Origin of the sequence: Luteibacter sp. 1214 (genome assembly GCF_031455395.1) — a bacterium.
GTDB lineage: Bacteria > Pseudomonadota > Gammaproteobacteria > Xanthomonadales > Rhodanobacteraceae > Luteibacter > Luteibacter mycovicinus.
In genome coordinates this window covers 277,648-301,841 of sequence record NZ_JAVDSQ010000002.1, presented here as the reverse complement: position 1 = coordinate 301,841, position 24,194 = coordinate 277,648, and the positions used below count along the sequence as shown (strand labels likewise).

General features: G+C 66.6%; 23 protein-coding genes. 7 read left to right on the top strand and 16 right to left on the bottom strand.

The window, feature by feature from the left end:
- Together J2X57_RS05950 and J2X57_RS05945 are read right to left on the bottom strand one after the other, a co-directional pair.
- A complete protein-coding gene (locus J2X57_RS05950; RefSeq protein ID WP_043696141.1) occupies positions 1 to 945 on the bottom strand; it encodes a serine/threonine protein kinase in 945 nt (314 codons plus the stop codon).
- A complete protein-coding gene (locus J2X57_RS05945) occupies positions 942 to 1,394 on the bottom strand; it encodes a hotdog fold thioesterase (protein ID WP_043696138.1) in 453 nt (150 codons plus the stop codon). The genes J2X57_RS05950 and J2X57_RS05945 overlap by 4 nt, the downstream gene beginning before the upstream one ends.
- A 15-nt stretch (positions 1,395 to 1,409) precedes the next feature.
- On the opposite strand from J2X57_RS05945, the gene J2X57_RS05940 reads away from it, so the two are divergent.
- Positions 1,410 to 2,498, top strand: coding sequence for a 2Fe-2S iron-sulfur cluster-binding protein (locus tag J2X57_RS05940; protein WP_043696135.1), 1,089 nt, complete (start codon positions 1,410 to 1,412; stop codon positions 2,496 to 2,498).
- A gap of 91 nt (positions 2,499 to 2,589) precedes the next feature.
- Here the strand turns inward: J2X57_RS05940 and J2X57_RS05935 are convergent, their stop codons facing one another.
- The 3 genes from J2X57_RS05935 to J2X57_RS05925 are packed head-to-tail and all read right to left on the bottom strand — an operon-like array spanning position 2,590 to position 3,991.
- The gene (locus tag J2X57_RS05935) at positions 2,590 to 3,036 is read right to left on the bottom strand and encodes a rhodanese-like domain-containing protein (RefSeq protein ID WP_036110059.1); all 447 of its coding nucleotides are present in this window, start codon (positions 3,034 to 3,036) and stop codon (positions 2,590 to 2,592) included.
- Positions 3,037 to 3,083: 47 nt separating this feature from the next.
- Entirely contained in the window at positions 3,084 to 3,497 is a 414-nt protein-coding gene (locus tag J2X57_RS05930; protein ID WP_079520359.1) for a hypothetical protein, read from the bottom strand.
- Positions 3,498 to 3,526: 29 nt separating this feature from the next.
- Positions 3,527 to 3,991, bottom strand: a complete 465-nt coding sequence (locus tag J2X57_RS05925) for a YiiD C-terminal domain-containing protein (RefSeq protein ID WP_079520360.1) — start codon at positions 3,989 to 3,991, stop codon at positions 3,527 to 3,529.
- Between the two features lie 121 nt (positions 3,992 to 4,112).
- Between J2X57_RS05925 and J2X57_RS05920 the strand changes: the two genes are divergently transcribed.
- Genes J2X57_RS05920 through J2X57_RS05910 form a run of 3 tightly spaced genes read left to right on the top strand, consistent with a single transcriptional unit; the run spans position 4,113 to position 7,352 of the window.
- Positions 4,113 to 4,883, top strand: a complete 771-nt coding sequence (locus tag J2X57_RS05920; protein WP_036110068.1) for a uroporphyrinogen-III synthase — start codon at positions 4,113 to 4,115, stop codon at positions 4,881 to 4,883.
- Positions 4,884 to 4,929: 46 nt separating this feature from the next.
- The gene (locus J2X57_RS05915; RefSeq protein ID WP_309864851.1) at positions 4,930 to 6,102 is read left to right on the top strand and encodes a uroporphyrinogen-III C-methyltransferase; all 1,173 of its coding nucleotides are present in this window, start codon (positions 4,930 to 4,932) and stop codon (positions 6,100 to 6,102) included.
- On the top strand, positions 6,099 to 7,352 hold the full coding sequence (locus tag J2X57_RS05910) for a heme biosynthesis HemY N-terminal domain-containing protein (protein WP_309864849.1): 1,254 nt from the start codon (positions 6,099 to 6,101) through the stop codon (positions 7,350 to 7,352). Before J2X57_RS05915 ends, J2X57_RS05910 begins: the two co-directional genes overlap by 4 nt.
- On the opposite strand, the gene J2X57_RS05905 is transcribed toward J2X57_RS05910, so the two are convergent.
- The 6 genes from J2X57_RS05905 to polA form a co-directional block, all read right to left on the bottom strand.
- Positions 7,353 to 8,498, bottom strand: coding sequence for a hypothetical protein (locus tag J2X57_RS05905; RefSeq protein WP_309864847.1), 1,146 nt, complete (start codon positions 8,496 to 8,498; stop codon positions 7,353 to 7,355).
- On the bottom strand, positions 8,495 to 9,412 hold the full coding sequence (locus tag J2X57_RS05900) for a J domain-containing protein (protein WP_309864845.1): 918 nt from the start codon (positions 9,410 to 9,412) through the stop codon (positions 8,495 to 8,497). Before J2X57_RS05900 ends, J2X57_RS05905 begins: the two co-directional genes overlap by 4 nt.
- A gap of 5 nt (positions 9,413 to 9,417) precedes the next feature.
- Positions 9,418 to 11,133 (bottom strand): molecular chaperone HscC, encoded by a 1,716-nt coding sequence (locus tag J2X57_RS05895; protein WP_309864843.1) that lies wholly within the window; start codon positions 11,131 to 11,133, stop codon positions 9,418 to 9,420.
- A 67-nt stretch (positions 11,134 to 11,200) separates the two neighbouring features.
- A complete protein-coding gene (gene uvrD / locus J2X57_RS05890) occupies positions 11,201 to 13,408 on the bottom strand; it encodes a DNA helicase II (protein WP_309864841.1) in 2,208 nt (735 codons plus the stop codon).
- 46 nt (positions 13,409 to 13,454) lie between these two features.
- Positions 13,455 to 13,673 (bottom strand): hypothetical protein, encoded by a 219-nt coding sequence (locus J2X57_RS05885; protein WP_079520367.1) that lies wholly within the window; start codon positions 13,671 to 13,673, stop codon positions 13,455 to 13,457.
- Between the two features lie 399 nt (positions 13,674 to 14,072).
- Positions 14,073 to 16,823, bottom strand: coding sequence for a DNA polymerase I (gene polA / locus J2X57_RS05880; RefSeq protein ID WP_309864839.1), 2,751 nt, complete (start codon positions 16,821 to 16,823; stop codon positions 14,073 to 14,075).
- Between the two features lie 109 nt (positions 16,824 to 16,932).
- Here polA and J2X57_RS05875 point away from each other — a divergent pair, with 109 nt between their 5' ends.
- On the top strand, positions 16,933 to 17,466 hold the full coding sequence (locus tag J2X57_RS05875) for a DUF2782 domain-containing protein (protein WP_036110089.1): 534 nt from the start codon (positions 16,933 to 16,935) through the stop codon (positions 17,464 to 17,466).
- A 47-nt stretch (positions 17,467 to 17,513) separates the two neighbouring features.
- On the opposite strand, the gene J2X57_RS05870 is transcribed toward J2X57_RS05875, so the two are convergent.
- Together J2X57_RS05870 and J2X57_RS05865 are read right to left on the bottom strand one after the other, a co-directional pair.
- A complete protein-coding gene (locus J2X57_RS05870) occupies positions 17,514 to 18,212 on the bottom strand; it encodes a glutathione S-transferase (RefSeq protein WP_043696110.1) in 699 nt (232 codons plus the stop codon).
- 45 nt (positions 18,213 to 18,257) lie between these two features.
- The gene (locus J2X57_RS05865) at positions 18,258 to 19,148 is read right to left on the bottom strand and encodes a LysR family transcriptional regulator (protein ID WP_043696107.1); all 891 of its coding nucleotides are present in this window, start codon (positions 19,146 to 19,148) and stop codon (positions 18,258 to 18,260) included.
- Positions 19,149 to 19,244: 96 nt separating this feature from the next.
- Between J2X57_RS05865 and J2X57_RS05860 the strand changes: the two genes are divergently transcribed.
- The gene (locus J2X57_RS05860; protein WP_043696105.1) at positions 19,245 to 20,234 is read left to right on the top strand and encodes a bile acid:sodium symporter family protein; all 990 of its coding nucleotides are present in this window, start codon (positions 19,245 to 19,247) and stop codon (positions 20,232 to 20,234) included.
- Positions 20,235 to 20,279: 45 nt separating this feature from the next.
- Here the strand turns inward: J2X57_RS05860 and purH are convergent, their stop codons facing one another.
- From purH to J2X57_RS05845, 3 genes are all read right to left on the bottom strand, one after another.
- The gene (gene purH, locus J2X57_RS05855; RefSeq protein ID WP_308846155.1) at positions 20,280 to 21,869 is read right to left on the bottom strand and encodes a bifunctional phosphoribosylaminoimidazolecarboxamide formyltransferase/IMP cyclohydrolase; all 1,590 of its coding nucleotides are present in this window, start codon (positions 21,867 to 21,869) and stop codon (positions 20,280 to 20,282) included.
- A 71-nt stretch (positions 21,870 to 21,940) separates the two neighbouring features.
- Entirely contained in the window at positions 21,941 to 22,174 is a 234-nt protein-coding gene (locus J2X57_RS05850) for a helix-turn-helix domain-containing protein (RefSeq protein WP_051943271.1), read from the bottom strand.
- A 223-nt stretch (positions 22,175 to 22,397) separates the two neighbouring features.
- Positions 22,398 to 23,204 (bottom strand): zinc-ribbon and DUF3426 domain-containing protein, encoded by an 807-nt coding sequence (locus tag J2X57_RS05845; protein WP_309864835.1) that lies wholly within the window; start codon positions 23,202 to 23,204, stop codon positions 22,398 to 22,400.
- Positions 23,205 to 23,266: 62 nt separating this feature from the next.
- Between J2X57_RS05845 and prmA the strand changes: the two genes are divergently transcribed.
- Positions 23,267 to 24,166: a 50S ribosomal protein L11 methyltransferase gene (prmA, locus tag J2X57_RS05840; protein WP_036110103.1), complete on the top strand. Its 900-nt coding sequence runs from the start codon at positions 23,267 to 23,269 to the stop codon at positions 24,164 to 24,166.
- The last annotated feature ends 28 nt before the right edge of the window (positions 24,167 to 24,194 follow it).

Here is a 24,194-nt window from a genome sequence, read left to right as displayed (position 1 = left end):
TTAAAGGTCGTCGGCGATGTCGTGCAGATCGGCGATGTGCTGTTCCCACCAGCGGGACTCGGCCGCGAAGGGAAACGCGGCGGGGAAAGCCGGGTCGTGCCAGCGTTCGGCGATCCAGCCGGCGTAATGCACCTGGCGCATCGCGCGCAGTGCGGGCACCAGCGCCAGCTCCGTCGGGTCGAAGTCGCGAAACTGGCCGTAGCCTTCGAGCAAGGCATCCATCATGGCGTCGTCGCCCGCGAGCATCCACAGATCCTGCACGGCCGGTCCCATGCGCGCGTCGTCCAGGTCGACGAAGTGCGGGCCGGCGTCGGTCCACAGGACGTTGCCCGGATGGCAGTCGCCGTGCAGGCGGATGCGGTGAACCGGTCCGACCGCTTCGATGCGGTTCGCCACGGCGTCGTCCACGCGCGACGCGGCGTTGCGATACGCATCGAAAAGATGCGCGGGCAGCAGGTCGGAACCCAGCGCGGCGCGCGTCGGCATGTCGATCATCGTCGCCCGGTCGAGCGTGGTACGGGCACGAAACGGCTGGCGCGCACCGATCGCATGCATGCGACCGAGCAACCGTCCCAGCCATTCGAGCTGGTCCGCCGATTCGAGCGATGGCGCGCGGCCACCCCGGCGCGGATACACGGCGTAGCGATAACCCTCATGGCGCAGCATCGTCCGCCCATCGAAGGTGAGAGGCGCGACCATCGGCAGTTCCGCCGCGGCGAGTTCGAGGGCGAACGCGTGCTCTTCCCCGATGGCGGCATCGGTCCAGCGGCCCGGGCGATAGAACTTGGCCACCACGAAACCACCGTCTTCCAGGCCGACCTGAAACACACGGTTCTCGTAGCTGTTGAGCGTCAACAGCCGGCCATCGCTCCAGGTGCCGGTGGCGTCCACGGCGGCCAGCACGACATCCGGCGACAGGGCGGCGTACGGCGCGCTTTCGCTCACGAGCGCAGGTTTCCCGGCGCGCCACCCGGCGATGGAATCACCGCCATGGTCAGGCGCGAGAGGCAGACCAGCTTGCCCTGTTCCTCTTCGATGCGGATTTCCCAGACCTGCGTGGTGCGACCCAGATGCAGGGCTTTGGCCGTGCCCGTGACGATGCCGCCGCGCACGCCGCGGATATGGTTGGCATTGATGTCGAGGCCGACGGCGACTTCTTTCTCGACGTCCAGCGTCAGCAGGGCGGCGGAGCTTCCGAGCGTCTCGGCCAGCACGACGGAAGCACCGCCGTGCAGGAGACCGAACGGTTGCTGCGTGCGGTGATCGACAGGCATGGTGCCGCGCAGCCAGTCGTCGCCGAAGTCGGTGAAGCGGATGTCGAGGGTTTCCATCATCGTCCCCCGGCTCCAGCCGTTGATGCGAGCGAGGTCGATGGGGTCTTTCCAGATGGCCATACGTGGGGTCGTCCCATGAGCAAGCCATCATTGTCCTACAATGCGCAGGTGCCCACCGTAACCCTGACATCGTCCGGCAAGCGATTCGACGCCGAGACTAACGAAACCGTACTCGAAGCCGCCCAGCGGGCGGGTATCGCGCTGCCGTACTCCTGCCGTGGCGGTGTGTGCGGCAGCTGCAAGGCCACGCTGGTCGAAGGCGACTGCGCCTACCCGCGCAATCCGCCCATGGCGTTGTCGGCGTCGGAGAGCGAGCACCACGCGATCCTGCTCTGCCAGGCCGTGCCGCAAGGCGACATCGCCATTCGCGCTCGCGAGATCGCCTCCGTCGAGGACATCCCGCATCGTCGTGTCGAGACGGAGGTGGTCGAGCGTCGCCTCCTCGCACCCGATGTCGTAGGCATCTGGCTGCGTCCTTTACAGGGCGACCGGCTGAACTGGCTGCCAGGTCAGTACCTGGATGTGATCCTCGAGGACGGCAAGCATCGCCCGTTCTCGATCGCCAGTGGCCCTCGCCGCGACGGGCTCATCGAACTGCACGTGCGTCACGTCCCCGGCGGCGGATTCACGTCGTGGGTGTACGAGTCGCTGAAAGTCGGCGATCGCCTCGCGATCGAAGCGCCCCTGGGGACCTTCGTGCCGCGTGAGGACTCCGAGCGTCCCATGCTGTTCATGGCTGGCGGTACGGGCTTCGCGCCGGTGAAGGCCATCGTCGAACACTTCATCGCGCTGGGTACGCGCCGTCCCATGCATATCTACTGGGGCGCGCGGATCGCCGCGGATCTGTACCTGCTCGACCTTGCGCGCTCATGGGCCAGCAAGGTGCCGAACATCACCTTCACGCCGGTGCTGTCCGATCCGGACGAAGCGAAGGCCGGCGGGTTGCGCGAGGGACTGGTCCACAACGCGTTGCTGGCGGACCATCCGGACCTGACGGGCGTGGAGCTCTACATGAGCGGGCCGCCGGCCATGATCGCGGCGGGCCGGGACTTCTTTGTCGAGGCCGGTCTTCCGGAAGACCGGCTGTATTTCGACTCGTTCGATCTGGCGCCGGATGTGCTCGATGCGATCCTGCGCGGGCGCGCGGGGATTCACGGGCTCTAGCGGTCCCCGGGGGCGCTCTGGCGGTCCAGGGGGGGGGGCTCCAGGGGCTTCCGGCGCTTTCGCAGGTCTGGATCGCGCGCGGGGCGCGCTCCTACCGTTTGCCTTTCGCTGTCGGCAACTGGGCGGCCTGCCAGCCGTAGGTGCCGCCTTCCAGCACGAACACCCTGGCGAAGCCCGCCTTGATCAGGCGGTTGGCCGCCTTGCCGACGCCACGCCCGTCCTTGTCGACCAGCACGACCGGAAGCTCCTTCGCCTTGCTCAGGTCCTTCTGGGTTTCAGGGTCGAACTGGCTCATCGCGACGTTCTTTGCGCCCGGAATGTGGGCCTTCTCGAAGTCGGCGCTGGCCGACAGGTCGACGATGAGCGGGGTGTCGCGGTTGATCAGCTGGGTGAGCCCGGCCGGCGTCAGGCTCTTCCACTTGCGGAACAGCACGCTGACTTCGCCCGCGATCAGGGCGATCAGGATGACCACGAAAAGCGCGACCAGCGCGCCATGGTTGCTCACGAACTGGGGCAACTTCTGCAAAACGTCGTTCATCGGGTCTTCCGCGTGCCAATAGGGCTAAACGGTCGATTATAGCGGCTTCACTGCGGTGTGAAGTTCGGCAGGCCCGTCATCAGGCGCCACTTCTTCTTTTCGCGGTCGTAGTGCCAGCGCTGGCGGTCGAGGACGGTCCGCTCCGCCTGCGTGTTGATGTTGACCACGCTGATCTGGACCAACTGGACGACATCGTCCGGGCCATCGGGCCGCGGGCCGCCGCCCTCGTCGTAGCCGGTCACCCGCAGCTGGGCGAGCCGGCTCATTTCGACCTGGCTGACCGGGTGCTCCTCGGCATAATCCGGATCGATATAGATCTGCGCGCCGGTGAAATCGCCCCAGCGGATCGAGCCCGCGTAGTTCATCAGGGTGCTGTTGAGCGCCTGGTTACGAATGTCCGTGGCGCAGCCGGTGAGGGTTGCGAGCACGAGCACGAGGGAGGACAGGGCGAGTCGGCGCATGGCAGGGTCCGTTGAGGCGTCGGCGGGCATTATGCCCGGCGTTTCGCCACGAAGCGCGCGTCCATGCTGGCAAGCGGTTTGCCGTTGCCGCCGGGGACGACGCAGGTGAAGTCGGCGCGGGCCCTGCCGCGGCCGTCCAGCATCGCGAAAAAGGAGCTCCAGCGTGCGCCGGGCGCCAGACTGGCCTCCGCGCGCAGGTCGGTCCAGACCGGATCCAGGTAGCGCACCGTCGAATCCGCCACGAAGACATCGCAGTCGCTGCCACGACGGCGCAGCATGGCCTCGACCAGGCTCCAGCAGGCCAGGGTCATCAGGGTGACCAGGCTGCCGCCGAACGCACAGGCCTTGTCGTTGATGTTGGGGGCGAGCGGGGCGGTCATGACGAGGCGTTCGCCATCGAACTCGGCGAGGTGCACCCGCATGGCCTGCGCGAGGGGGATGCCGTCGAGGATGAAGCGCTCGAGGCTGGCGAGATCGTCGGGTATCGAGGTCATAAGCGGTCAAGTCTACGAGGCGAGGTAATCCGTTCGCATCCGTATGGCGCCCCAACCTTCGGCATTGGTGACGCGGCCCGCATCTTTCTATGCTGGCGTATCACTCGCAGGATGCTTTCACGTGAGCCGTACCCACCCGCTTCGCAACGTCACGGTCGTGATCACCCGGCCCGCAGGCACGGCCGGCCCGATGAGCCGTCGTGTACGCAAGCTCGGCGGCATTCCGGTGAGCGTGCCCGGCCTTTCGTTGCGCGCCACGGAGGATGCGAGCGCCGTCGATGCCGATCTGCGCCGTGCGCTCGAGGGCGATATCCTGATTTTCACCAGCCCTGCCGCCGTGCGTTTCGCCGCCGACGTGCTGCCGCTGGCCACGCGCGCCGTGGTGATCGCCGTCGGGCGCGGCACGGCGCGTGCCCTGCGTACCGCGAACCTGCCCGATGCGCGCTTCCCAGAAACGTCTCAGAACAGCGAGGGTGTGCTCGATCTTCCCGAACTGGCGGACATCCGTGGCCGCCGTGTGGCCCTGATCGGCGCCGCAGGGGGCCGCGGGCTGCTCCGTGAGCAACTGGTGGCACGGGGTGCCCTCCTGGCGGAGATCCACGTCTATCACCGGGTGGCGCCCCGGCTGGATCGTCGGCACATCGACCCGCTCCTCAAGCTCACGCGGCGCTCCGCCGTCCTGCTTTCCAGCGCCGAGGCGCTCGACCATCTGCACCGCGCCCTGATCGCTCCCGCGTGGCGCCGCCTGATCCAGGCGGTGGCCGTCGTCAGCAGTGAGCGGCTGCGCGATATCGCCGTACAGGTCGGTTTCGAACGCGTGGTGGTGGCTGCCTCGGCGCTACCGGGCGACCTCCTCGCGGCCGCAAGCCAGGTGTCGTTCACGCGCCGTTGAGGGATGTGTTCCATGCGTTGGCGTACGGCCTGCTAGCATGCGGCCCATGACGACCGAGACCCCACCGACCGATACCGTCCCGGCGCAGCCGGCCCCGGCCGCCGCGCCTCCGACCGCCCGTGCGCAACGGTCGCGCGACCCCGCTCCACGCCGTGGGGGTGGCGCGCTTGCCGTTGCCATCCTGCTCTCGCTGGCCGCGCTCGGCGCGGCGGGCTACACCGGCTGGACCGTCTGGAACATGCGCCAGGATCTGGGCGCGGCGAATGGTCTGCGCGGGCAGGTGGACACGCTGCAGGCCGCCGTCGACGGTCTGCGCGACGACAACGCCAATCTTCGTCGCCGGGTCGGTGACGCCGATGGCGTGAATCGTTCCGCACGCGAAGAGATGCTCGGCGTGTCCGAGCGTACGAAGAACCTCGAGGATGCGGTAGCCAACCTGTCCGAGCGCAGCCTGAGCGGTCATGACGCGATGCTGCTCGACGAAGCCGAATCGCTGCTGCGCATGGCGAAGGAACGCTTCGCCCTGTTCGGTGATGCCAATGGTGCGTTGTCGGCCTACGACCTGGCCGATAAGACGCTGGCCGCCGTCAACGACAGCGCTTTCTCCGCCGTGCGCCAGAACCTGGCGGCTGAGCGCGAAGCGTTGAACGGTATCGCTCCGCCTGCGCGCGCCAGCGACCTCGCGGCGCTCGCCGAACTGCGTGCGCAGATCCCGACGCTGCCGCTGACGAGTACCGACGCGAAGAACGACGCCACCCAGGATCGCGACTTCTGGCAGCGTGCCGGCGACGCGCTGGGGAGCATCGTCAAGGTCAGTCACGACGACGGCACCCCGCTGGGTCTGGCCGACGATCGCATCGCACGCGAACTGGCTGCGCTGGATGTCGCCCACGCGGAATCCGCCGTGCTTGCCTATGACGACGTGGGCCGCCATGCCGCGTTGAAGCGCGTGGATGCCACGCTGGCCGCCCGCTTCGATCCGGCTTCGCCCGCCGTGCAGGCTGCGCGATCGCGCATCGCCGCGCTGCTGGCCAGTCAGGCGAAGGGGCAAGAGCCGAAGCTCGGCGCCGCGCTCGCGGAACTGCGCAACCTGCGTTCCGTGCATGCGCTGAAAGGTGGCGACACCAATGGTAGTCCCGCCCATGCTGCCAGCGCGTCCGCGCCTGCGGCACCGGCCGTTCCGTCGAGCGCCGCTCCGGCGCCGAAGGCCACGCCATGAAGCTCTGGCGCTGGATTGTCGGTCTCATTCTCATCGCGGTGATCGCCGCCTTCGCGTGGCACTGGGTCGCCGAGGACCCCGGCTACGTGCTGATCCACCTGCGTGGCACCAACGTGCAGATGACGGTGGTGACCGCCGTCGTGATCCTGTTGCTGGCATGGGCGGCGATCACCGCGCTCGTGGCGCTGATCCGCTGGCCGTTCGGGGCGATGACGCGTCGTCACCGCAACCTCAGTCGTCGCCGTCTCTCCGATGGCCTCGTCTCGCTGATCGAAGGTCGTCACGGCGAAGCCGAGCGCGACCTCAACCGCGCGGCGCGTTATCCCTCCGTTCGCGGTCCCGCCCTGCTTGCCGCCGCCGAAGCCGCCGAGCGTCATGGCGAGTCGGCCCGTGCACTGGAAACACTCGATCAGGCCGCGCAGGAAACGCCGCGCGCCGCCCGCGTGTTGCGTGCCCGCTTGTTGCGTCGTGCCGGCAAACCGGCCGACGCCGCCACCCTGCTGGCGCCCGAAGCCAACAGCGGTGCGCTTACGCCAGCGGGCTGGATCGAATTTGCCGAGGCCTCGCTCGCCTCAGGCGACGCACGCGGCGCGGTCCGCGCGATCGAACCCTTGCAGAAGAGCGGTGAACTGGGCTCACGCGCCTTCACCGAACTGGAATCGCGCATCGTCGCGGCGTATATCGCCAGCGCGCCGGATGGCGCGGCACTGGCCGCGTTGTGGTCGCAGCTGCCGAAGGGGCAGCGTCGCCTGCCCGCGGCCGTGGACGCGTATGCGCGCCAGGCGGCGCGTCATGGTCAGATCATGGCGGCGATGGACGAGATCGAGACGGCACTGCGTCGCGAATGGTCGCCGACGCTGATCGCCACGTACGGCGGCATGGGCGCGGAAGATATCGAGCAGCGCCTGCGCAAGGCGGAGGCCTGGATCGACACGCATCCGAACGATGCGGCACTGCTTACGGCAGTCGGCCGTATGTGCGTTCGCGTACGTCTGTGGGGCAAGGCGAAGCCGCTGCTGGAGCGGGCGCTGGCGATCGAGCCCAGCGTCGCCGCCTGGGAAGCGCTTGGCGATGTCTACGTCGGCGAAGAGAATCCCGGCATTGCCCAGCGTTGCTATCGCAACGCGCTGGCACTGGCGCGCGGCGAGGTCACCGAGGCACTGCCCGAGATCCGTACGGGACGTATCGATACGCGTGTCACGGCGGTGGAAGAGCGTGATCAGCACGGGGTGCCGCGTTTGTCGCCGTGATCAGCGACCGGGCGCTGGCGGATGCCAGTGCCCGGCTCTGGCGCAGCGGTCCGCACGTGTCTTGAGGCGTTCCGCCTCCACAGATGCCCTTCCGGCCAACGCGTCAGGCGCATCGAGTTCCAGATAGAGATCGGCACACTGGCGTGGCGTATCCGCCGGTAATGGCGTCGGGTCGTACGGCACGGAAGGTTTGTCTGCGAATCCGTTAAAGACCAGATGTCCGATGCCCACGCACATCGACATGACCAGCACCGCCAGCCACGAGGACGACCTGCCTCGTGCGCGTTCGCGGGCACGGGCGACCCCGACCGGGAGAAAGGCCGAATCGGGCAACGCCATGCGCCTGTACATGTCCTGGGAGGATGGCGACTGCGCCTCGAACATGGATTGCCATGCTTGCAGCGTGTCATGCGACAGGTGCAGGCCGAGCCACGCCGGATAGCTCTCGCGGAGCCTTGCCACCTCAGGCCAGTGTCGCAGCAGCGATGTGTCCAGCGACGTCTCGGCACGGGCGAAGACCGCGAGCCATCCATGGCGCTGGTCGGTACCCAGCTCGTTCCACGCATCGCGTTCGGACAGCACCTTCTCGACCCACTGGCCCCGTTTGCCCAGCGCGGCGAGATGGCCCACCTCGTGCCAGTGGAACTGCTCTTCCGCCGCCGCGAAGACGTCCACCCGGTGGCCGATACGCTGCAGCGCGACCAGATCGATCAGGTGTTCCTCGTACAGTCCCGGCGCATCGATGTATTGCTTGCGCACCTCCGCCAGCGATGCAGCCAGAAGAGCAGTCACCTGCCCGGCGCCGTGGGTACCGACCTCGGCGGCGAAATCCATGGCCAGCGCCAGTGTGTTGTCCGTCACGGGGGGATGGTCGGGGGATGCGCCGGCGGTCACTTCTTCCGGCTCAAAGGCGTCGTCCCGGAGCGCCCCGACGTCCGTCGACACGGCGAGGGGCGGCTCGCTTGCTCCCGCCTCGCACCAGGCCCGGGCCGCTTCGTACGCTTCGCGCAGCCTGCCGAAACCGGCGGGATCCGTTTCGGGATCGATCTGACGGAGCGCTGCGGCGTACGCGCGACGGACGGCGACCGGGTCCGCATACCCCGGCAACCCGAGCACCTGCAGATGCCACGGGGTTCCCGCGGTCACTTCATCCATCCGAGCTGGCGAAAGACGGCGACGGCGATGCGGACCGCCATGCCGAAGTAGAAGAGCCAGGCAAGTCCGCCGGTGAAACGCTCCCTGATCCAGCTCCACCACGCCGCCGGTGCCGCACCGCGCTCCGCCTTGCGTTCGAGCTTGCGACGACGCGCCGGCGGCAAGGCCGCAAACGCCTCGCGCCAGGCCTCGAGCACCTCGTTCGTGACGCGAAGTGACAGGTAGGTTCGATACGTACCGAGATATCGGGCGATCAGGGGCCATGCGGCGACCACGTGGGGCGCCAGCACGTCGTCCCCACGTGTGGCGGCGCCAATCGCGTCGAAAACCCGCTCCTGCATGCGTTCCGGCAGTGCCTTCCATCCGGTCTCCTGGACGAGCACCTGTTCGACCCAGCGCCCGTGATCGCCCAGCTCGGCGAGACGGCCGACCTCGTTCCAGTGGAATTCCTGCGTCGCCGCGGCGAAGACCTCATCGCGCCTGGTCAAATCCTGCCCGGCGATCGCGGCGATCAGCAGCACTTCGAACCAGGCCGGCGCATCGACGTGGCCGCGTACGGTCTGCGTCACGCGATACAGAAGCACACGCGCGCCGGTGCCGGGCTCCGCGACAAGGCTGCCCGCAAAGGACGACAAGGCAGCGCTCGCTTCGTCCCGGGGGTCGAGGCTGGCTGTCGCGGGTGTCGGTGGAACATCGTCCGTCACCGCGTGCTGGCGCGGAACGTCGGCGCCCGCGCCGTCGCGATACCACGCCTGGGCCTGTTCATACGCCTCGCGCAGCGTCGCAAAGGCCGCTGGCTCCCTTGCCGGATCGATAGCCTTCAGGCGTATGGCATACGCGCGCCGGATGGCACGCTCATCGGCGTCGGGGTCGATGCCCAGCACGGTGAAGAAGGATGATTCCATGGCGGTCAGACCGCCGGATCCGGCACGAGGTAATGGTCACGTTCGACGCTGTCGATCGCCTCGCGGAAGGCCGCCGCGTCGCGTGCGATCAGTCGCGGATCCTGCGTGGCAAGCGTCTGTTCAAAGCGGAGAATGACGTCGCCGAGACGATCGCGCAGATCGCCCAGCGATTGCTCGTACATGCGTTCCGCCCGCGCGAGCAGCGTCCTGTTTTCCAGGGTGTCGCGGGGATGGATCTTCAGCTCGGAAAGCGCGGCAAGGCGACGGGCGACTTCGGCGGGTTGCATGTGCGTATCGCCGCTCTCGATCACGAGCTGCTCGACCTTGCCCGTCGCGACGACGGTGACCTCCACCTCGAGCAGGCCGTTGACGTCGTAGGTGAAACGAACATCCACACCGTCGGCATGTCCGGGGCCCGGCTCCAGCGGCAAGGTCAGTTCACCCAGTGAGATGTTATCGCGCACCATGCGCGACTCGCCCTGATACACACCGATCCGGATCTGTTTCTGCTGCGGTGTCAGCGGGACGAAACGCTGTACACGACTCACCGGCACCACCGTGTTGCGCTCGATCACCGGCGCATAGAAGCCGGCGGCCTGGGCGCCGTTCTCGATCCGTCGCGACACTTCCGTACCGAGCGTGTACGGGCATACATCGGTCATTACCGTCTCGTCGAGCGCCTTGTCCTTCATTTTCAGGCCCGCCTGCACGGCGGCGCCGAGCACGACTACCTCGTCGGGAGGGTGACCGACCGCGGGGAAACGCCCGAACATGCGTGTCGCCAGCGCACGAATCATCGGCATACGTGTGGCACCGCCGGCCAGCACCACGTTGTCCAGGTCCGCGGCGCGAATGCGCGCGTCACGTAACGCGCGCTCGATCGGCCGCCACAGGCGGTTCAGGAGGGGCTGGGCGAGCTTCTCGAACGCGTCCCCGTCGAGCGCCACGGCAACGGTCTGGTCACGCCAGGCGATCTCCAAGCGCGCCTTTCCCTGCGTACTCAGCTCACGCTTGGCGATTTCCGCCCGTGCCGCGAGGCGCTGCATGAACCTTGCATCGTCGCGTGCGGCTTGCGGGATACCCTCGACGAAAGCGAGATCGGCAATCAGTGTGGCGAAATCCTCGCCACCCAGCATGTTGTCACCCGCGCTGGCGCGCACTTCCATGACACCTTCGAACATCTCCAGAATCGACACGTCGAAGGTGCCGCCGCCCAGGTCGAAGACCAGAAACTGGGTCTCGCCGCCGGCGTCATGCAAGCCATAAGCCAGCGCCGCGGCCGTAGGCTCGTTGAGCAACCGCTCGACCTTCAGCCCGGCGAGTTCACCGGCGACACGTGTGGCTTTGCGCTGCGCATCGGAGAAATACGCCGGTACGGTGACGATGGCCTCGGTGACGGGCTGGCCAAGGAATGCTTCGGCATCCGCTTTCAGTGAACGCAGGACCAGGGCGGAAAGTTCTTCCGGGCGATAGTCGCGATCGGCCAGACGTACGGTCCGGGCACTGCCCATGTACCGCTTGAACAGGGATGCCGTGCGCTGCGGGTGGGTCTGCAGGCGCTCGCGTGCCGCCGCGCCGACGAGGACGCTGCCGTCGTCATCGATGCCGACGCACGAAGGCGTCAGCACGCCGCCCAGCGCATTCGGAATGAGGCGCGGCGCGCCATCGATCCACGCGGCGACGAGACTGTTCGTGGTTCCCAGGTCGATCCCGACGATCATGCCTTTCTTCCCTTGCCTGCATGAGCCGCGTAGTCGTCCATGCCAGGCGATCGGCGTTGGAGCCCCCTTACAACGCGGTCAGATTGGCATAAGCGTAAACCAACCACTTGCTCCCGGCATCCTCGAAATTCACCTGGACGCGCATGTGCGCACCGGCGCCCTCGGCACTGACGATGGTGCCCTCGCCGAACTTGGGGTGGCTGACCCGCTGTCCCAGGCGAATCGGCGAGGCTTCTTCGATCGATAGACCACCGGCGTAACGGTCCGCATACGCCGGGCGGGACACCTGCACCCGCGGGCGCAGCTCATCGATCAGTTCGGGCGGGATCTCGCCAAGGAAGCGAGACGGTCGGGCGAGCATCTCGGTGCCGTGCATGCGGCGCGATTCCGCATGGGACAGGAACAGGCGCTCGCGGGCGCGCGTGATGCCCACATACGCCAGACGTCGTTCTTCCTCGAGGCGGTTCTCTTCCTCCGTGGAGCGCTGGCTCGGGAACAGGCCTTCCTCCATGCCGACGAGGAACACCACCGGGAATTCCAGGCCCTTGGCCGAATGCAGGGTCATCAGCTGGACGCAGTCGTCCCACGCTTCGCCCTGACCTTCGCCCGCCTCGAGCGCGGCGTGTGACAGGAAGGCGGACAGCTCGTTGAGCCCGGCATCCACATCTTCCGGCGTCATCTCGAAGCGGCTGGCCACGTTGACCAGCTCGTCCAGGTTCTCGACCCGGGCCTCCCCGTTGCCGCGCTTGTCGTTTTCGTAGAAGTCGCGCAGACCGGTGTGCAGGATGGCGTGTTCGATCTGCTCGGCGAGGTCGAGCGCGGTGGGGGTGTCGTCACCGCTGACATTGTCGTGACCGCCGAAGGTACGAGCCAGATTGTCGATGAGCCCGATGAAGGCCTTCAGTGCGTTCTTCGCCCGGCCCGCCAGCGAACCGATCGAGGCTTCGGTAAGTGTGGATTCCCACATCGAGCTGCCGTCGCTGCGGGCGCGGCGGCGCAGTTCGTCGAGCGTGCGGTCGCCGATGCCGCGAGGCGGCGTGTTAACCGCGCGCTCGAAGGCGGCGTCGTCGTGACGGTTGGAGGCGAGGCGCAGATAGGCCAGCGCGTCCTTGATTTCGGCGCGCTCGAAGAAGCGCAGGCCGCCATACACGCGGTAAGGCGTATCGCGCTGGATGAGCTGTTCTTCGAAGTTGCGCGACTGTGCGTTGGAGCGGTAGAGAATGGCGCAGTCGCGGGCATTGCCATGCTCCGCGATGTGTTCGCGGATGCGTTCGACCACGAAGCGTGCTTCGTCCTGCTCGTTGTACGCCGCATACAGCGCGATGCGCTCGCCTTCGCCGCCGTCGGTCCACAACTGCTTGCCCAGGCGTCCGCCGTTACGGGCGATCACCGCATTGGCGGCGTTGAGGATGGTCGAGGTGGAACGGTAATTCTGCTCGAGACGGATGGTCCTGGCGCCCTGAAAATCGCGCAGGAACTGCTGCACGTTTTCCACCTTTGCGCCACGCCAGCCGTAGATCGCCTGATCGTCGTCGCCGACCACGAAGACCTGCCCCGTGCTGCCGGCGAGCACACGGATCCACGCGTACTGCAGCGTGTTGGTGTCCTGGAACTCGTCGATCAGCAGGTAGCGCCAGCGATCCTGGTAGTGCTTGAGTACCTGTGGATCCTTCAGCCAGAGCTCGTGCGCGCGCAGCAGCAACTCGGCGAAGTCGACCAGGCCGGCGCGCTGGCACTGCTGCTCGTACGCCTTGTAGACCTCGACGAACGTGCGCGTGACCGGATGGTCGCGGTGCTCGATGCTGTCCGGGCGCTTGCCCTCGTCTTTCCAGTTGTTGATCTGCCAGGCGGCCTGACGCGGCGGGAAACGCGCCTCGTCCAGCCCCATGCCGGCGATCACCCGCTTGATCAGCCGTTGCTGGTCGTCGGAGTCGAGGATCTGAAAGCCCTCGACCAGCCCGGCCTCGCGCCAGTGACGGCGGAGCAGGCGGTGGGCGATGCCGTGGAAGGTGCCGACGGTGAGCCCCTGCGTACCGCCAGGGATGATCCCGTCCAGGCGCGAGCGCATTTCGCCCGCCGCCTTATTGGTGAAGGTGACCGCCAGGATCGCCCAGGGCGGAACGCGTTCGACCTGGGTCAGCCAGCCGATGCGGTTGATCAGGACGCGGGTCTTGCCGGAGCCGGCGCCCGCGAGAATCAGGTAATGGCCGGGTGGGGCACTGACAGCCTCACGCTGGGCGTCGTTCAGATCGTCGAGAAGGTGGGAGACATCCATCCGCCCATTGTAGCGGCTGGGCTCCCACCTTGGCCCGACGGAGCGATCAGCGCTTCTGCGCGATGCCCGCGACAGCGACGATGCCGCCGATCACGATCCCGGCGATGCCCACCCACTGCGGGATGGACTTGTTATGAGTCGCTTCGATCTTGGCCGGTCCCAGCGACGCGACGGTGTCGGTCTTCTGATAGCTGCCGCCGCCGACGGTGATCCAGATACCTGCCGCGACAAGGATGATGCCAACGACAATCAGGCCTGCACGCATGTTTGATTCCTCCCGGTTCGATGTGGGCGGGAGGATGCGTTGACGGATGTGAGGACGACGTGGGGAGAGTCGCTTTCCGCAAAAAAAACCCCGGAGGCCAGGGGAGCCTCCGGGGCGGGGTGGATGACCGGGCCCAGGGGAAGACCGGGTCGTCCTGAGGTGATCCCAGGGAGGTGGGATCCACCGATGGGACGCCGTTGCGTGCGTCCGAAGATATAGACGCGCGAATGAGGACAAAGTTGCAACGGATCGCAAAAAAAGTCAGCCCGTATTCATGGGCTGACTTATCAACGAGTTGCCGTCATTCAATATGAACGACAAAACGGAAATCTTACGTTTGGACGTCCGCGTGGTTCCGAAAACGACCATGAACGCCGCGGTACGGCGCTTGGTACATCCTTAGTGCGCCTCGTCCCAGTTGGCTCCGACGCCGATGTCGACCTGTAGCGGCACGCTGAGCGACGCCGCACCGGTCATGTGCTTCTCGATGCCGGCGCGGATCTCTTCAACGGCGTCTTCGCGAACCTCGAAGACCAGTTCATCGTGCACCTGCATCAGCAGGCGGACATCGTCGCGGCCTTCGATCCAGCCCGATACCGCGATCATCGCGCGCTTGATGATGTCGGCGGCGGTTCCCTGCATCGGCGCGTTGATGGCGGCGCGCTCGGCACCGGCGCGAAACGCCTGATTGCGCGAGTTGAGATTGTCCAGATACAGGCGGCGGCCGAACAACGTCTGCACGTAGCCGTCGCGATGCGCCTGCTCACGGGTCGTGTCCATGAACGTGCGGACGCCGGGATAGCGCGAGAAGTAGCGACCCATGTAATCGGATGCTTCGCCTCGATCGACGCCGAGCTGCTTCGCGAGCCCGAAAGCGCTCATGCCGTACATCAGGCCGAAGTTGATCGCCTTCGCCGCGCGACGCTGGTTGGTGGTGACCTCATCGGCCGGCACGCCGAAGACTTCCGCCGCGGTCGCACGGTGGACGTCGCCCCCCTCCCGGAATGCGCGAACCAGACCCTCGTCGCTGGACAGGTGCGCCATGATGCGCAGCTCGATCTGGGAGTAGTCGGCGGCTACGATGCGCCATCCCGGCGGCGCGACGAAGGCCTGGCGGATGCGCCGGCCTTCCTCGGTGCGCACCGGAATGTTCTGCAGATTCGGGTCCGACGAGCTGATGCGGCCCGTGGCGACCGCGCCCTGGTGGTAGCTGGTGTGTACGCGGCCCGTACGCGGGTTGACGATGCCGGCGAGCTTGTCGGTGTACGTCGAGCGCAGCTTGGCGAGGCCGCGGTACTCGAGGATGATGCGCGGGAGTTCGTGCGTTTCGGCGATCGCTTCGAGCGCTTCCTCGTTGGTCGAGGGCTGGCCGGTCGGCGTCTTCACCTTCGCCGCGAGACCGAGCTCGTCGAACAGCACGGCCTGCAGCTGCTTCGGTGAGTCGAGGTTGAACTCGTGACCGGCCGACGCGTGCGCGACGCTCTGCAATTCCAGCATGCGCTTGCCGAGCTGCTGGCTCTGCAGGCGCAGCACGTGCGCATCGATCAGCACGCCGGTGCGCTCCATCTTCGCCAGGACGGGGACGAGTGGCACCTCGATGTCCTGATAGACGTCACGCAGCGACGGCTCGGCTTCGAGCTTCGGCCAAAGCGCATGGTGCAGGCGCAGCGTGATGTCGGCGTCTTCCGCGGCGTAGCGGCAGGCCGTGTCGCAGTCCACCTGCGAAAACGGAATCTGCTTCGCGCCCTTGCCGGCGACCTGTTCGTACTTGATCGTCGTGTAGCCGAGGTAGCGCTGGGCCAGCGAGTCCATGTCATGGCGCGTGGCGGTGGCGTTGAAGATGTACGACTCCAGCATGGTGTCGTGCGCCAGGCCCTGCACGTCGATACCGTAGTGCGACAGGACGTTGATGTCGTACTTGCCGTGCTGGCCGACCTTGCGGCGCTTCGGATCTTCGAGGACCGGTTTCAGCGCGCTGAGCACATGATCCCTCGGCAGCTGCGTCGGCGCGCCGGGATAATCGTGGGCCAGCGGGATATACGCGGCTTTGCCGGGTTCCACGGCAAGCGACACGCCGACGATCTCCGCCATCATCGCGTCGATACTGGTGGTTTCGGTATCGAAGGCGATGAGCGTCGCGGTTTCGAGCTTCTCCAGCCACGCGGCGAGGCGGTCTTCGGTGAGGACCAGTTCGTATTCGCCGGGGTGGGACAGCGAGACATCCGGTGCGGCGACCACCGGAGCGGCCGATGTCGCCGGCGCGGCGGAACCCGCCGCGGACACAGAAGCCCTGGCCGGTGCGTCAGTGCCTGCCTCGATGTCTTTCAGCGCGGCCTTGAAGTCATAGCGCGCATAAAGCTCTCGCAGTGCGTCGACATCGCGATCGCGCATCGACAGGTCGACCGGCGCAAATTCCAGCGGCACATCGGTACGGATCGTCACCAGCTCGCGGGATAGCGGCAGGCGCGGGATGGCCGCGCGCAGGTTCTCGCCGATCTTGCCGCCGATCTTGTCGGCATTGGCAAGCAACGTATCGAGGTTGCCGTACTCGCCCAGCCATTTCGCCGCCGTCTTCGGCCCGCACTTTTCCACACCCGGAACGTTGTCGATGCTGTCTCCCATGAGGGTGAGGTAATCGACGATCTGCTCGGGACGAACACCGAACTTGGCGAAGACGCCGTCGGCATCCATGGTGGTGTTGGTCATCGTGTTGATCAGCAGCGTGTGCTTGCCGACCATCTGCGCGAAATCCTTGTCGCCGGTGGAGATGATCGTATCGATGCCCTGCTCGGCCGCCTGGCGGGCGAGGGTGCCGATCACGTCGTCGGCTTCGACGCCGGCCACGCAAAGGATGGGAAAGCCCAGTGCGCCGACGATTTTCATCATCGGTTCGACCTGCGCGCGCAGGTCGTCCGGCATCGACGGGCGGTTGGCCTTGTACTCCGGGTACAGATCGTCGCGGAAGGTACGTCCCGGCGCGTCGCAGACGAAGGCGACGTAGTCGGAACCGGCCTTCATGGTCGTGCGCAGCATGTTGACGATACCGAACAGCGCGCCCGTGGGTTCGCCGAAAGCATTGGTCAGGGGAGGCAGCGCGTGGAACGCGCGATACAGGTACGAGGACCCGTCGATGAGCGTGAGTGTAGGCATCCCCGGATTCTCTCACGGCCGGTCGCGCAGGGTTCGTCATGGCCGATCGTTCACGTGGAAACAGGGTGGCGCCTTGCTATCCTCGTTCCCCCGCCTGGAGAGATTCCCCATGAACCGCTCGTCTGTCCTCGTCGCCGCGCTCGCCCTCGTCCTGGCGCTGCCCGCCGCCGCGCAAACCGCCACGGATCCGAAGTTCGCCCCCCTCCCGCCGCCACCGGGGCTGAACGATCCGGGCGTCAAGCCGGGTGAAGCCGACCGCTCGGGGCAGAAGCCCGTAGACCGGCCGGTGACCTACGATGAGGCCCAGGACGGCAAGTCGACGCCGGCCACCTCGGACGCCCAGGGCGTTCGCTCGCCGGTCGACCTGCCGACCATGCAGGACAGGGGCGCCGTCGACGCCCGCGGCCAGCAGGCACCTCAGGTGACCGTGCGCAATCAGGACAATGGCGACCGCGTTGAGGAATACCGTACGGGCGGCAAGCTGTTCATGGTCGTCGTGACGCCCAAGAACGGCGTTCCGCAGACGTATATGGCCGACCCGGACGGCAAGCTGCACAACGACCCCAAGAACGGCCCCGTGAATCCGGTGTACTACAAGGTCTACGAGTGGGGCGCCGCGCCGAAGCCCGCCGGTTCGAACTGACGGGTTGAATGGGTGCCCGCTGTGGCAGGCGGGCTCCTGCCCGAAGCTCAGTCATCCAGTTCGGGGTAATGCCGGAAGATGCCGTTGGTGTTGAACGGCACACGGCCTTCCGACGCCAGATAGGCGGCAATATTCGGCCGGTCGGCTACGCGTTTCGCCAGGTCCCTCAGCAACGGTACTTTCTGCTTCGCCAGCGCTTTCGGAAAAGCATACTCCAGTCCCGCCATGATCTGGAACAGCGACAGGTCCACGTACGAGTGCTCGCGTAGCGGAAACCTGCCGCCGCCGCGTTCGATCGACTTCTCGAAGTAACCCAGGAATTTCGGGATGCGGTGCTCGCGGAAATCCTTCGCGCGCTTCTTCGCCTCGTCGCGCTGGTCTTCGTAGTACAGCTCGTTGGAAACCGGGTGATGCGTGTCGTGCACTTCTGCCACGAAGTCGGTGATGGTCAGTTCCAGCTGGTGCGCATGCAGTCGCTTCGACTCGCCTTCCGGCACCAGCCCATGGCGCGGCCCGAGGTACTGCAGAATGTTGGCGACCTGCGCGATCACGAGGCGCCCGGACTTCAGGAAGGGTGGAGCGAAGGGCAGGGCGCCCTCCCGATCGCCGTTGAGAAACGGCATGATCGCATCGTCGCCCTCGATCCGCGCGACGTCGGCGTATTCAGCGCCCGCATCCTCGAGACACAGACGAACGAACTCGCCGCGCCCCTGCAGTCCCGTCCAGTAATAAAGCTGATAGCTCATCGACCGACCTCCTGCCACAAAACGCGAAGGGTGCTCCCGCCGCGTTCAAGCCAGCGTGAGCGCGATGTCGCGGAACGTTTCCCAGACCGTCTGCGCAGGCGGCGACAACGATCGCGCCCGGCGACGAACCAGCGTGACTTCACGGCTCAGCTCCGGCGTCAGGCGTATCGCCACCAGGCCCGGCCGCAACGCGTCCAGCGACAGCCGTGGTGTGACCGTCACACCGAGACCCGCTTCGACCATACGGAACGCGGTATGCGGGTGCCCCACTTCGAGTGTCACGTGCATCGGGATGTCGCGTGACGTGAACGCGGCATCGATGATCCGCCGGCTGCCGGAGGCATGGTCGAGCAGGATCAGCGGCTGATCCGCGAGGGCGTCCCAGGGCACGATCGGCATCGAGGCCATCGGATGATCGCTGCGACACACGACGTCGAAAGGATCGCGAAGAATCGTCTCCGCGTCGAACTCTTCCACGGTCGCCGGTTCCACCGTCAGGCCAAAGTCGATCTCGCCGCCCCGCACCGCGTCCAGTACCTGGGTCTGGTTCTGGTCGCGCAGAACGATTTCCAGCGACGGGTGCCCGATCGCGCAGCGGGCGATGCATAAGGGCACCAGGCCGGCCGACAGCGTCGGTACCGCCGCGATTCGTACGCGCCCGCGCAGAGGATCCGCCTGGGTGCGGGCATGGGCGAGGACCCCGTCGAGCTCATCGAGGACGCGCGCCAGGGCCTGCTCGAGGTAGCGGCCGGCTTCGGTCGGCACGACCTCGCGCGTGCTCCGGTCGAAGAGGCGGACGTCGAGCTCGCCCTCGAGGTCGGCCACGAGGCGGCTGACGGCCGGCTGGGTGAGATGCAGGGTCTCCGCCGCGCGGCGGAAATGCCGGTGGCTGGCGACGGCCAGGAACGCCCGGAGCTGTCGCAGGGAGACATTCATGCGATTAATGTATCACTGAATCAGATAAAACGAATTGCCTTATCAACCGGTTGAGGCTGCAATAGGTGCCATTCCCGCTGCCCCTGTGTCGCCCCCATGCGCCGCTTTCTTCCCGATGGTTTCACCCTTTCGCTGATCGCCACTGTCCTGCTGGCCAGCCTGCTGCCTTGCAGGGGCGAGGCCGCCGCCGTCTTCGAGGTGGTCACCGACCTCGCCATCGCCCTGTTGTTCTTCCTGCACGGCGCGAAGCTGTCGCGTGAGGCCGTGGTCGCCGGGATGACCAACTGGCGGCTGCACCTCACGGTGCTGGCCAGCACCTTCCTGCTGTTCCCGCTGCTCGGCCTGGTATTGAAGCCGGTACTGTCGCCGCTGGTCTCACCCGATCTGTACCTGGGCATCCTGTTTCTGTGCACCCTTCCCTCGACGGTGCAGTCGTCCATCGCATTCACGTCGATCGCGCGCGGCAATGTGCCGGCCGCGATCGTATCGGCGTCGGCATCGAGCCTGCTGGGTATCTTCATCACGCCGTTGCTGGTTGGCCTGATGATCGCGGGTACCGGGCAGGGCGGCCTGTCGTGGCACTCGGTGGGCGCCATCGTCATGCAACTGTTCGTGCCCTTCGTCGCCGGCCAGATCGCGCAGCGCTGGATCGGCGGCTGGGTACGCAAACACGCGAAGCTGCTGACTTACGTCGACCGCGGATCGATCCTGCTCGTGGTGTATACGGCTTTCAGTGCCGCCGTGTTGCAGGGGCTCTGGCATCAGTTGCCGGTGCCGGTGCTCGCCGGCCTGATCGTGGTGAATATCGTGCTGCTGGCCTGCGCGCTGCTGGTCACGCGTTACGGTGCGCGAGCATTGGGCTTTGCGACGGAGGATGAGATCACGATCGTGTTCTGCGGCTCAAAGAAGAGCCTGGCCTCGGGCGTGCCGATGGCGAAGGTGTTGTTCGCCGGGCATCCGCTGGGACTGATCGTATTGCCGATCATGCTGTTTCATCAGATCCAGCTGATGACGTGTGCGGTGCTGGCGCGACGTTATGCGATGCGACGGGTTGAATCGCCGGCAGGGCTGGCTCCTACAAGGTAACGGGTTCCCTGCAGGAGCCAGCGTTGCTGGCGAAAGCACGCGACCTCAGTGCCTGAAGTGGCGAACGCCGGTAAACACCATCGCCATATCGTGCTCATCCGCCGCGGCGATCACTTCGTTATCGCGCATCGATCCGCCCGGCTGGATCACCGCACGAATACCGGCGGCGGCCGCCGCGTCGATGCCGTCGCGGAACGGGAAGAACGCATCCGACGCCATTGCGCTGCCCGGCACGACGAGGCCTGCTTCTTCGGCCTTGAGGCCTGCGATCTTCGCGCTCACCACGCGGCTCATCTGGCCCGCGCCGATGCCGACCGTGCGGTTGTCCTTCGCGTAGACGATCGCGTTCGACTTGACCATCTTGGCGACGCGCCAGGCGAACAGGAGATCGTCGAGTTCGGCGGCGCTGGGCTGGCGTTTGCTGACGACCTTGAGTTCGTCGCGCTGCACCTGACGATGATCGGCCGTCTGCACCAGCAGGCCGGAGCCCACGCGCTTGATGTCGTGCGTATTGCGACCGTCACCGGGCGGAATTTCCAGCACGCGCACGTTGGCTTTCTTCGTGGCTTCTTCCACCGCGCCCGCATCCACGGACGGTGCGATCAGCACTTCGACGAACTGGCGCTTGAGGATGACCTTCGCGGTCTCCGCGTCGAGCGGGCGGTTGAAGGCGATGATGCCGCCGAACGCCGAGGTCGGGTCGGTCGCGTAGGCGAGTTCGTAGGCGGCGAGCGGGTCCGCCGCGACGGCGACGCCGCAGGGATTGGCATGCTTGACGATGACGCAGGCGGGGGCGTCGAACTGGCGCACGCATTCCCACGCCGCATCGGCGTCGGCGATGTTGTTGAACGAGAGTTCCTTGCCCTGCAACTGGCGGAACGTCGCGAGCGTGCCCGCTGCCGGATACAGGTCGCGATAGAACGCGCCGGCCTGATGGGGATTCTCGCCGTAGCGAAGATCCATCACCTTCACGAAGCGTCCGTTGGACTGCTCCGGAAATTCCGCGCGCGAGGAGACCGCGGTGTGCGTGCCGTCAAGCGAAACGCCTGAGAGGTAGTCGCTGATCGCCGCGTCGTAGTTCGATACGCGATTGAACGCGGCGACGGACAGCTTGAATCGTGTGGCGCGCGACAGGCCACCCTTGCCTTCGATTTCCGCGAGCGCGTCGTCGTACTGCGCCGGATCGGTCAGTACGCCGACGTCGTTCCAGTTCTTCGCGGCGGCGCGAAGCATGGCCGGTCCGCCGATATCGATATTTTCGATCGCATCGTCCAGCGAGCACGCGGGATCGGCCACGGTGCGCTCGAACGGGTACAGGTTGAGCACGAGAAGATCGATCGGCAGGATGCCATGCTCGGCCATGACGGCGTCGTCGGTACCGCGACGTCCCAGCAGGCCGCCATGCACACGCGGGTGCAGCGTCTTCACGCGGCCGGCCATGATTTCGGGGAAGCCGGTGAGGTCGCCGACGTCCCGCACGGGGATGCCCGCGTCGCGCAGCGCCTTCGCCGAGCCGCCGGTGGAAAGGATTTCGATGTTCGCGGCCGCGAGGCGGCGGGCGAGTTCCGTCAGGCCCTGCTTGTCGGAAACGCTGACGAGCGCGCGGCGGACGGGAACGAGGTCGGGCGTGGACATGGGCACTTCCGGGGCGGAAAGCGCTCCATTATAGCCGCCCGGACGTCCGTGCGGCCCCGGGACGGATTGCCTCAGGAAATGCCGTGGGCGGCCAGCTTCTTGCGCAGGGTGGCACGGTTGATGCCGAGAGCGACCGCGGCACGGCTCTGGTTGCCATCGTGGAAGGCGAGCACTTCGCGCAGGAGGGGGCCTTCGACTTCGCGGATGACCAGGGCGTGGAGGCCTTCGCCGCCTTCGGTGTCACCGATGTCGGCGAGATAGCGACGAACCGTACGGCTGACACATTCGCTGAGGGCACTCTGCATGGAGGTCTCGTTGGCGGCCTCACCAGCAGCAAGTCTCACAGCGTTCAAGGCATTCCCCTCTCACAGGCCGGGACGCAGGGCCCCGGTCGGTTCTTATTCGGTATGGTCGCTTGGAATGCGACTTGGACACGCCGTGAACGGGGTCTGGAGTCGCGAAGGGAACCGAGTGTACTCGTCCCGGACCGGGAAGTGCAGGCTTGCAAAAAGAAATTTTTTCGCACGCTCATTCGAACGAGAAGGCGAAAGCGACCGCCCGCTGGCCCGGGTCTTGCACCTCGAAGACCATGGCGGTGGTCGCGCCGCCCGGCAGGCCCCGCTCGCGCACGCCCGTGTCGCCGACATAGTCCTCGGGCTGGAAACGCCGCATCGCCAGGCGCTGCCCGTCAGCGTCGGACAGTACGATGGTGACCACGGGGTAGGGCTGCGCGAACGACGCATCGTTGCGCACGCTGGCGGTGATCAGGAGGCCGTCGCGTACGGAGGGATGCTGCTCCACATCGCGCGCCATCAGGCGCAGCTGTGACGGCGCCGGGACCAGCGGCAGGTGACAGCCGACCATGGCGCAGCCGGCGGCAAGCACCGGGCCTACGGTGGGATCGGCGATCAGGGAGTCGCGCTTCGCCCAGGCCAGCTGCGCGCCCAGGCCGAGCAGCAAGGCCACGCACACCACGGTCCACGCCGCCGTGTGCCAGGACCGCCGGCGCTTCCTCGCAAACCGGGGGGTGAAGGTGAGCTTCGAAAAATCTTCGGCGGCCCCGGAGTCATCGCCGACGGGCGCATCGTCTTCCGCGGGCGGTTCGTCGATAACCGGACGCGGACGGAAGACCGCCACCTCGGCCAGCGGCGGCGTCTGGTCGAGCGCGTGCTCCGCAAGGCGGGTGAACGGCTCGGGCGGGAGTTGCGCGGCGAGGGTACCCAGCGCGTTGAAAACCGTGTCGCAGTGGCTGCAACGCACGCAGCCGCACGCCGGGACGAGCGTCTCGGCTTCCAGCTTGTAGACAGTCAGGCACTCGGGACACTGCGTATACATCGTTCGATCATAACGTGCGCGCCCGGTAGAATCGTCTTCCCGACCAACGATCTGGCCCTCCGATGCCCTGGCTCGAACTCTCCCTGACGATCCGCGCCGCCGAACAGCCGCGTGTCGAAGCCGCGCTCGAAGACCTCGGCGCGCTGTCGATCACCCTGCAGGACGCCGATGCCGAAACTCCCGACGAAGAAGCGATCTTCGAGCCGGGCGTCGGTGAGCTTCCGCTGTGGAACCAGATCGTGCTCAACGCGTTGTTCGACGCGGAAGCCGATCGGCGCGGTCTCACCGCCGCCATTGCCGACGACCTCCCCTTCATCGAACCCGCGCAGATCGTGTGGCGCGACGTGGGCGATCAGGACTGGACGCGTGTCTGGATGGATGACTTCAAGCCGATGCCGTTCGGCCGCCGCCTCTGGGTCTACCCGTCGAACATCGATCCGCCCGCCGACGGCGACATCGTGGTCGTTCGCCTCGATCCCGGCCTCGCCTTCGGCACCGGTACGCATCCGACGACGGCGATGTGTCTGGAGTGGCTGGACGGCCAGCAGATGGCCGGCAAGCTGGTGCTCGACTATGGCTGCGGCTCGGGGATTCTCGCCATTGCCGCGCTGAAGCTTGGCGCGGCGCGCGCGGTCGGTATCGACAACGACCCGCAGGCGATCGTGTCGTCGCACGACAACGCGGAACGTAACGAGGTGCGCGACGATCTGGCCGTCTATCTCCCGGGTGAGGCGCCTGCCGAACTCGCCGATGTGCTGGTGGCGAATATCCTCGCCGGTCCGCTCGGCGAGCTGGCGCCGGTCTTTGCCGCCGCCGTGAAGCCGGGTGCGCCGTTCGCGCTGTCGGGCATCCTGATCGGGCAGCACGAGGAACTGCTCACGCGTTACGCGGAGTGGTTCGACGATCTCGACGTGCGCACGCTGGAGGACTGGGTACGGATCAGTGGGCGACGCAAGGCGTAAGCGCCGGAACGCCGCTTTGTGAGATCGG

Bases quoted from the DNA above. Each gene is read 5' to 3' on its own strand.
- prmA (WP_036110103.1), top strand. From the start codon at position 23,267: ATGCCCTGGCTCGAACTCTCCCTGACGATCCGCGCCGCCGAACAGCCG.
- J2X57_RS05895 (WP_309864843.1), bottom strand. From the start codon at position 11,133: ATGATCGTCGGGATCGACCTGGGAACCACGAACAGTCTCGTCGCCGCG.
- J2X57_RS05850 (WP_051943271.1), bottom strand. From the start codon at position 22,174: ATGCAGAGTGCCCTCAGCGAATGTGTCAGCCGTACGGTTCGTCGCTAT.
- J2X57_RS05945 (WP_043696138.1), bottom strand. From the start codon at position 1,394: ATGGCCATCTGGAAAGACCCCATCGACCTCGCTCGCATCAACGGCTGG.
- purH (WP_308846155.1), bottom strand. From the start codon at position 21,869: ATGTCCACGCCCGACCTCGTTCCCGTCCGCCGCGCGCTCGTCAGCGTT.
- J2X57_RS05940 (WP_043696135.1), top strand. From the start codon at position 1,410: ATGAGCAAGCCATCATTGTCCTACAATGCGCAGGTGCCCACCGTAACC.
- J2X57_RS05845 (WP_309864835.1), bottom strand. From the start codon at position 23,204: ATGTATACGCAGTGTCCCGAGTGCCTGACTGTCTACAAGCTGGAAGCC.
- uvrD (WP_309864841.1), bottom strand. From the start codon at position 13,408: ATGGATGTCTCCCACCTTCTCGACGATCTGAACGACGCCCAGCGTGAG.
- J2X57_RS05870 (WP_043696110.1), bottom strand. From the start codon at position 18,212: ATGAGCTATCAGCTTTATTACTGGACGGGACTGCAGGGGCGCGGCGAG.
- J2X57_RS05915 (WP_309864851.1), top strand. From the start codon at position 4,930: ATGACGACCGAGACCCCACCGACCGATACCGTCCCGGCGCAGCCGGCC.
- J2X57_RS05860 (WP_043696105.1), top strand. From the start codon at position 19,245: ATGCGCCGCTTTCTTCCCGATGGTTTCACCCTTTCGCTGATCGCCACT.
- J2X57_RS05900 (WP_309864845.1), bottom strand. From the start codon at position 9,412: ATGGAATCATCCTTCTTCACCGTGCTGGGCATCGACCCCGACGCCGAT.
- J2X57_RS05865 (WP_043696107.1), bottom strand. From the start codon at position 19,148: ATGAATGTCTCCCTGCGACAGCTCCGGGCGTTCCTGGCCGTCGCCAGC.
- J2X57_RS05930 (WP_079520359.1), bottom strand. From the start codon at position 3,497: ATGCGCCGACTCGCCCTGTCCTCCCTCGTGCTCGTGCTCGCAACCCTC.
- polA (WP_309864839.1), bottom strand. From the start codon at position 16,823: ATGCCTACACTCACGCTCATCGACGGGTCCTCGTACCTGTATCGCGCG.
- J2X57_RS05885 (WP_079520367.1), bottom strand. From the start codon at position 13,673: ATGCGTGCAGGCCTGATTGTCGTTGGCATCATCCTTGTCGCGGCAGGT.
- J2X57_RS05925 (WP_079520360.1), bottom strand. From the start codon at position 3,991: ATGACCTCGATACCCGACGATCTCGCCAGCCTCGAGCGCTTCATCCTC.
- J2X57_RS05875 (WP_036110089.1), top strand. From the start codon at position 16,933: ATGAACCGCTCGTCTGTCCTCGTCGCCGCGCTCGCCCTCGTCCTGGCG.
- J2X57_RS05910 (WP_309864849.1), top strand. From the start codon at position 6,099: ATGAAGCTCTGGCGCTGGATTGTCGGTCTCATTCTCATCGCGGTGATC.
- J2X57_RS05935 (WP_036110059.1), bottom strand. From the start codon at position 3,036: ATGAACGACGTTTTGCAGAAGTTGCCCCAGTTCGTGAGCAACCATGGC.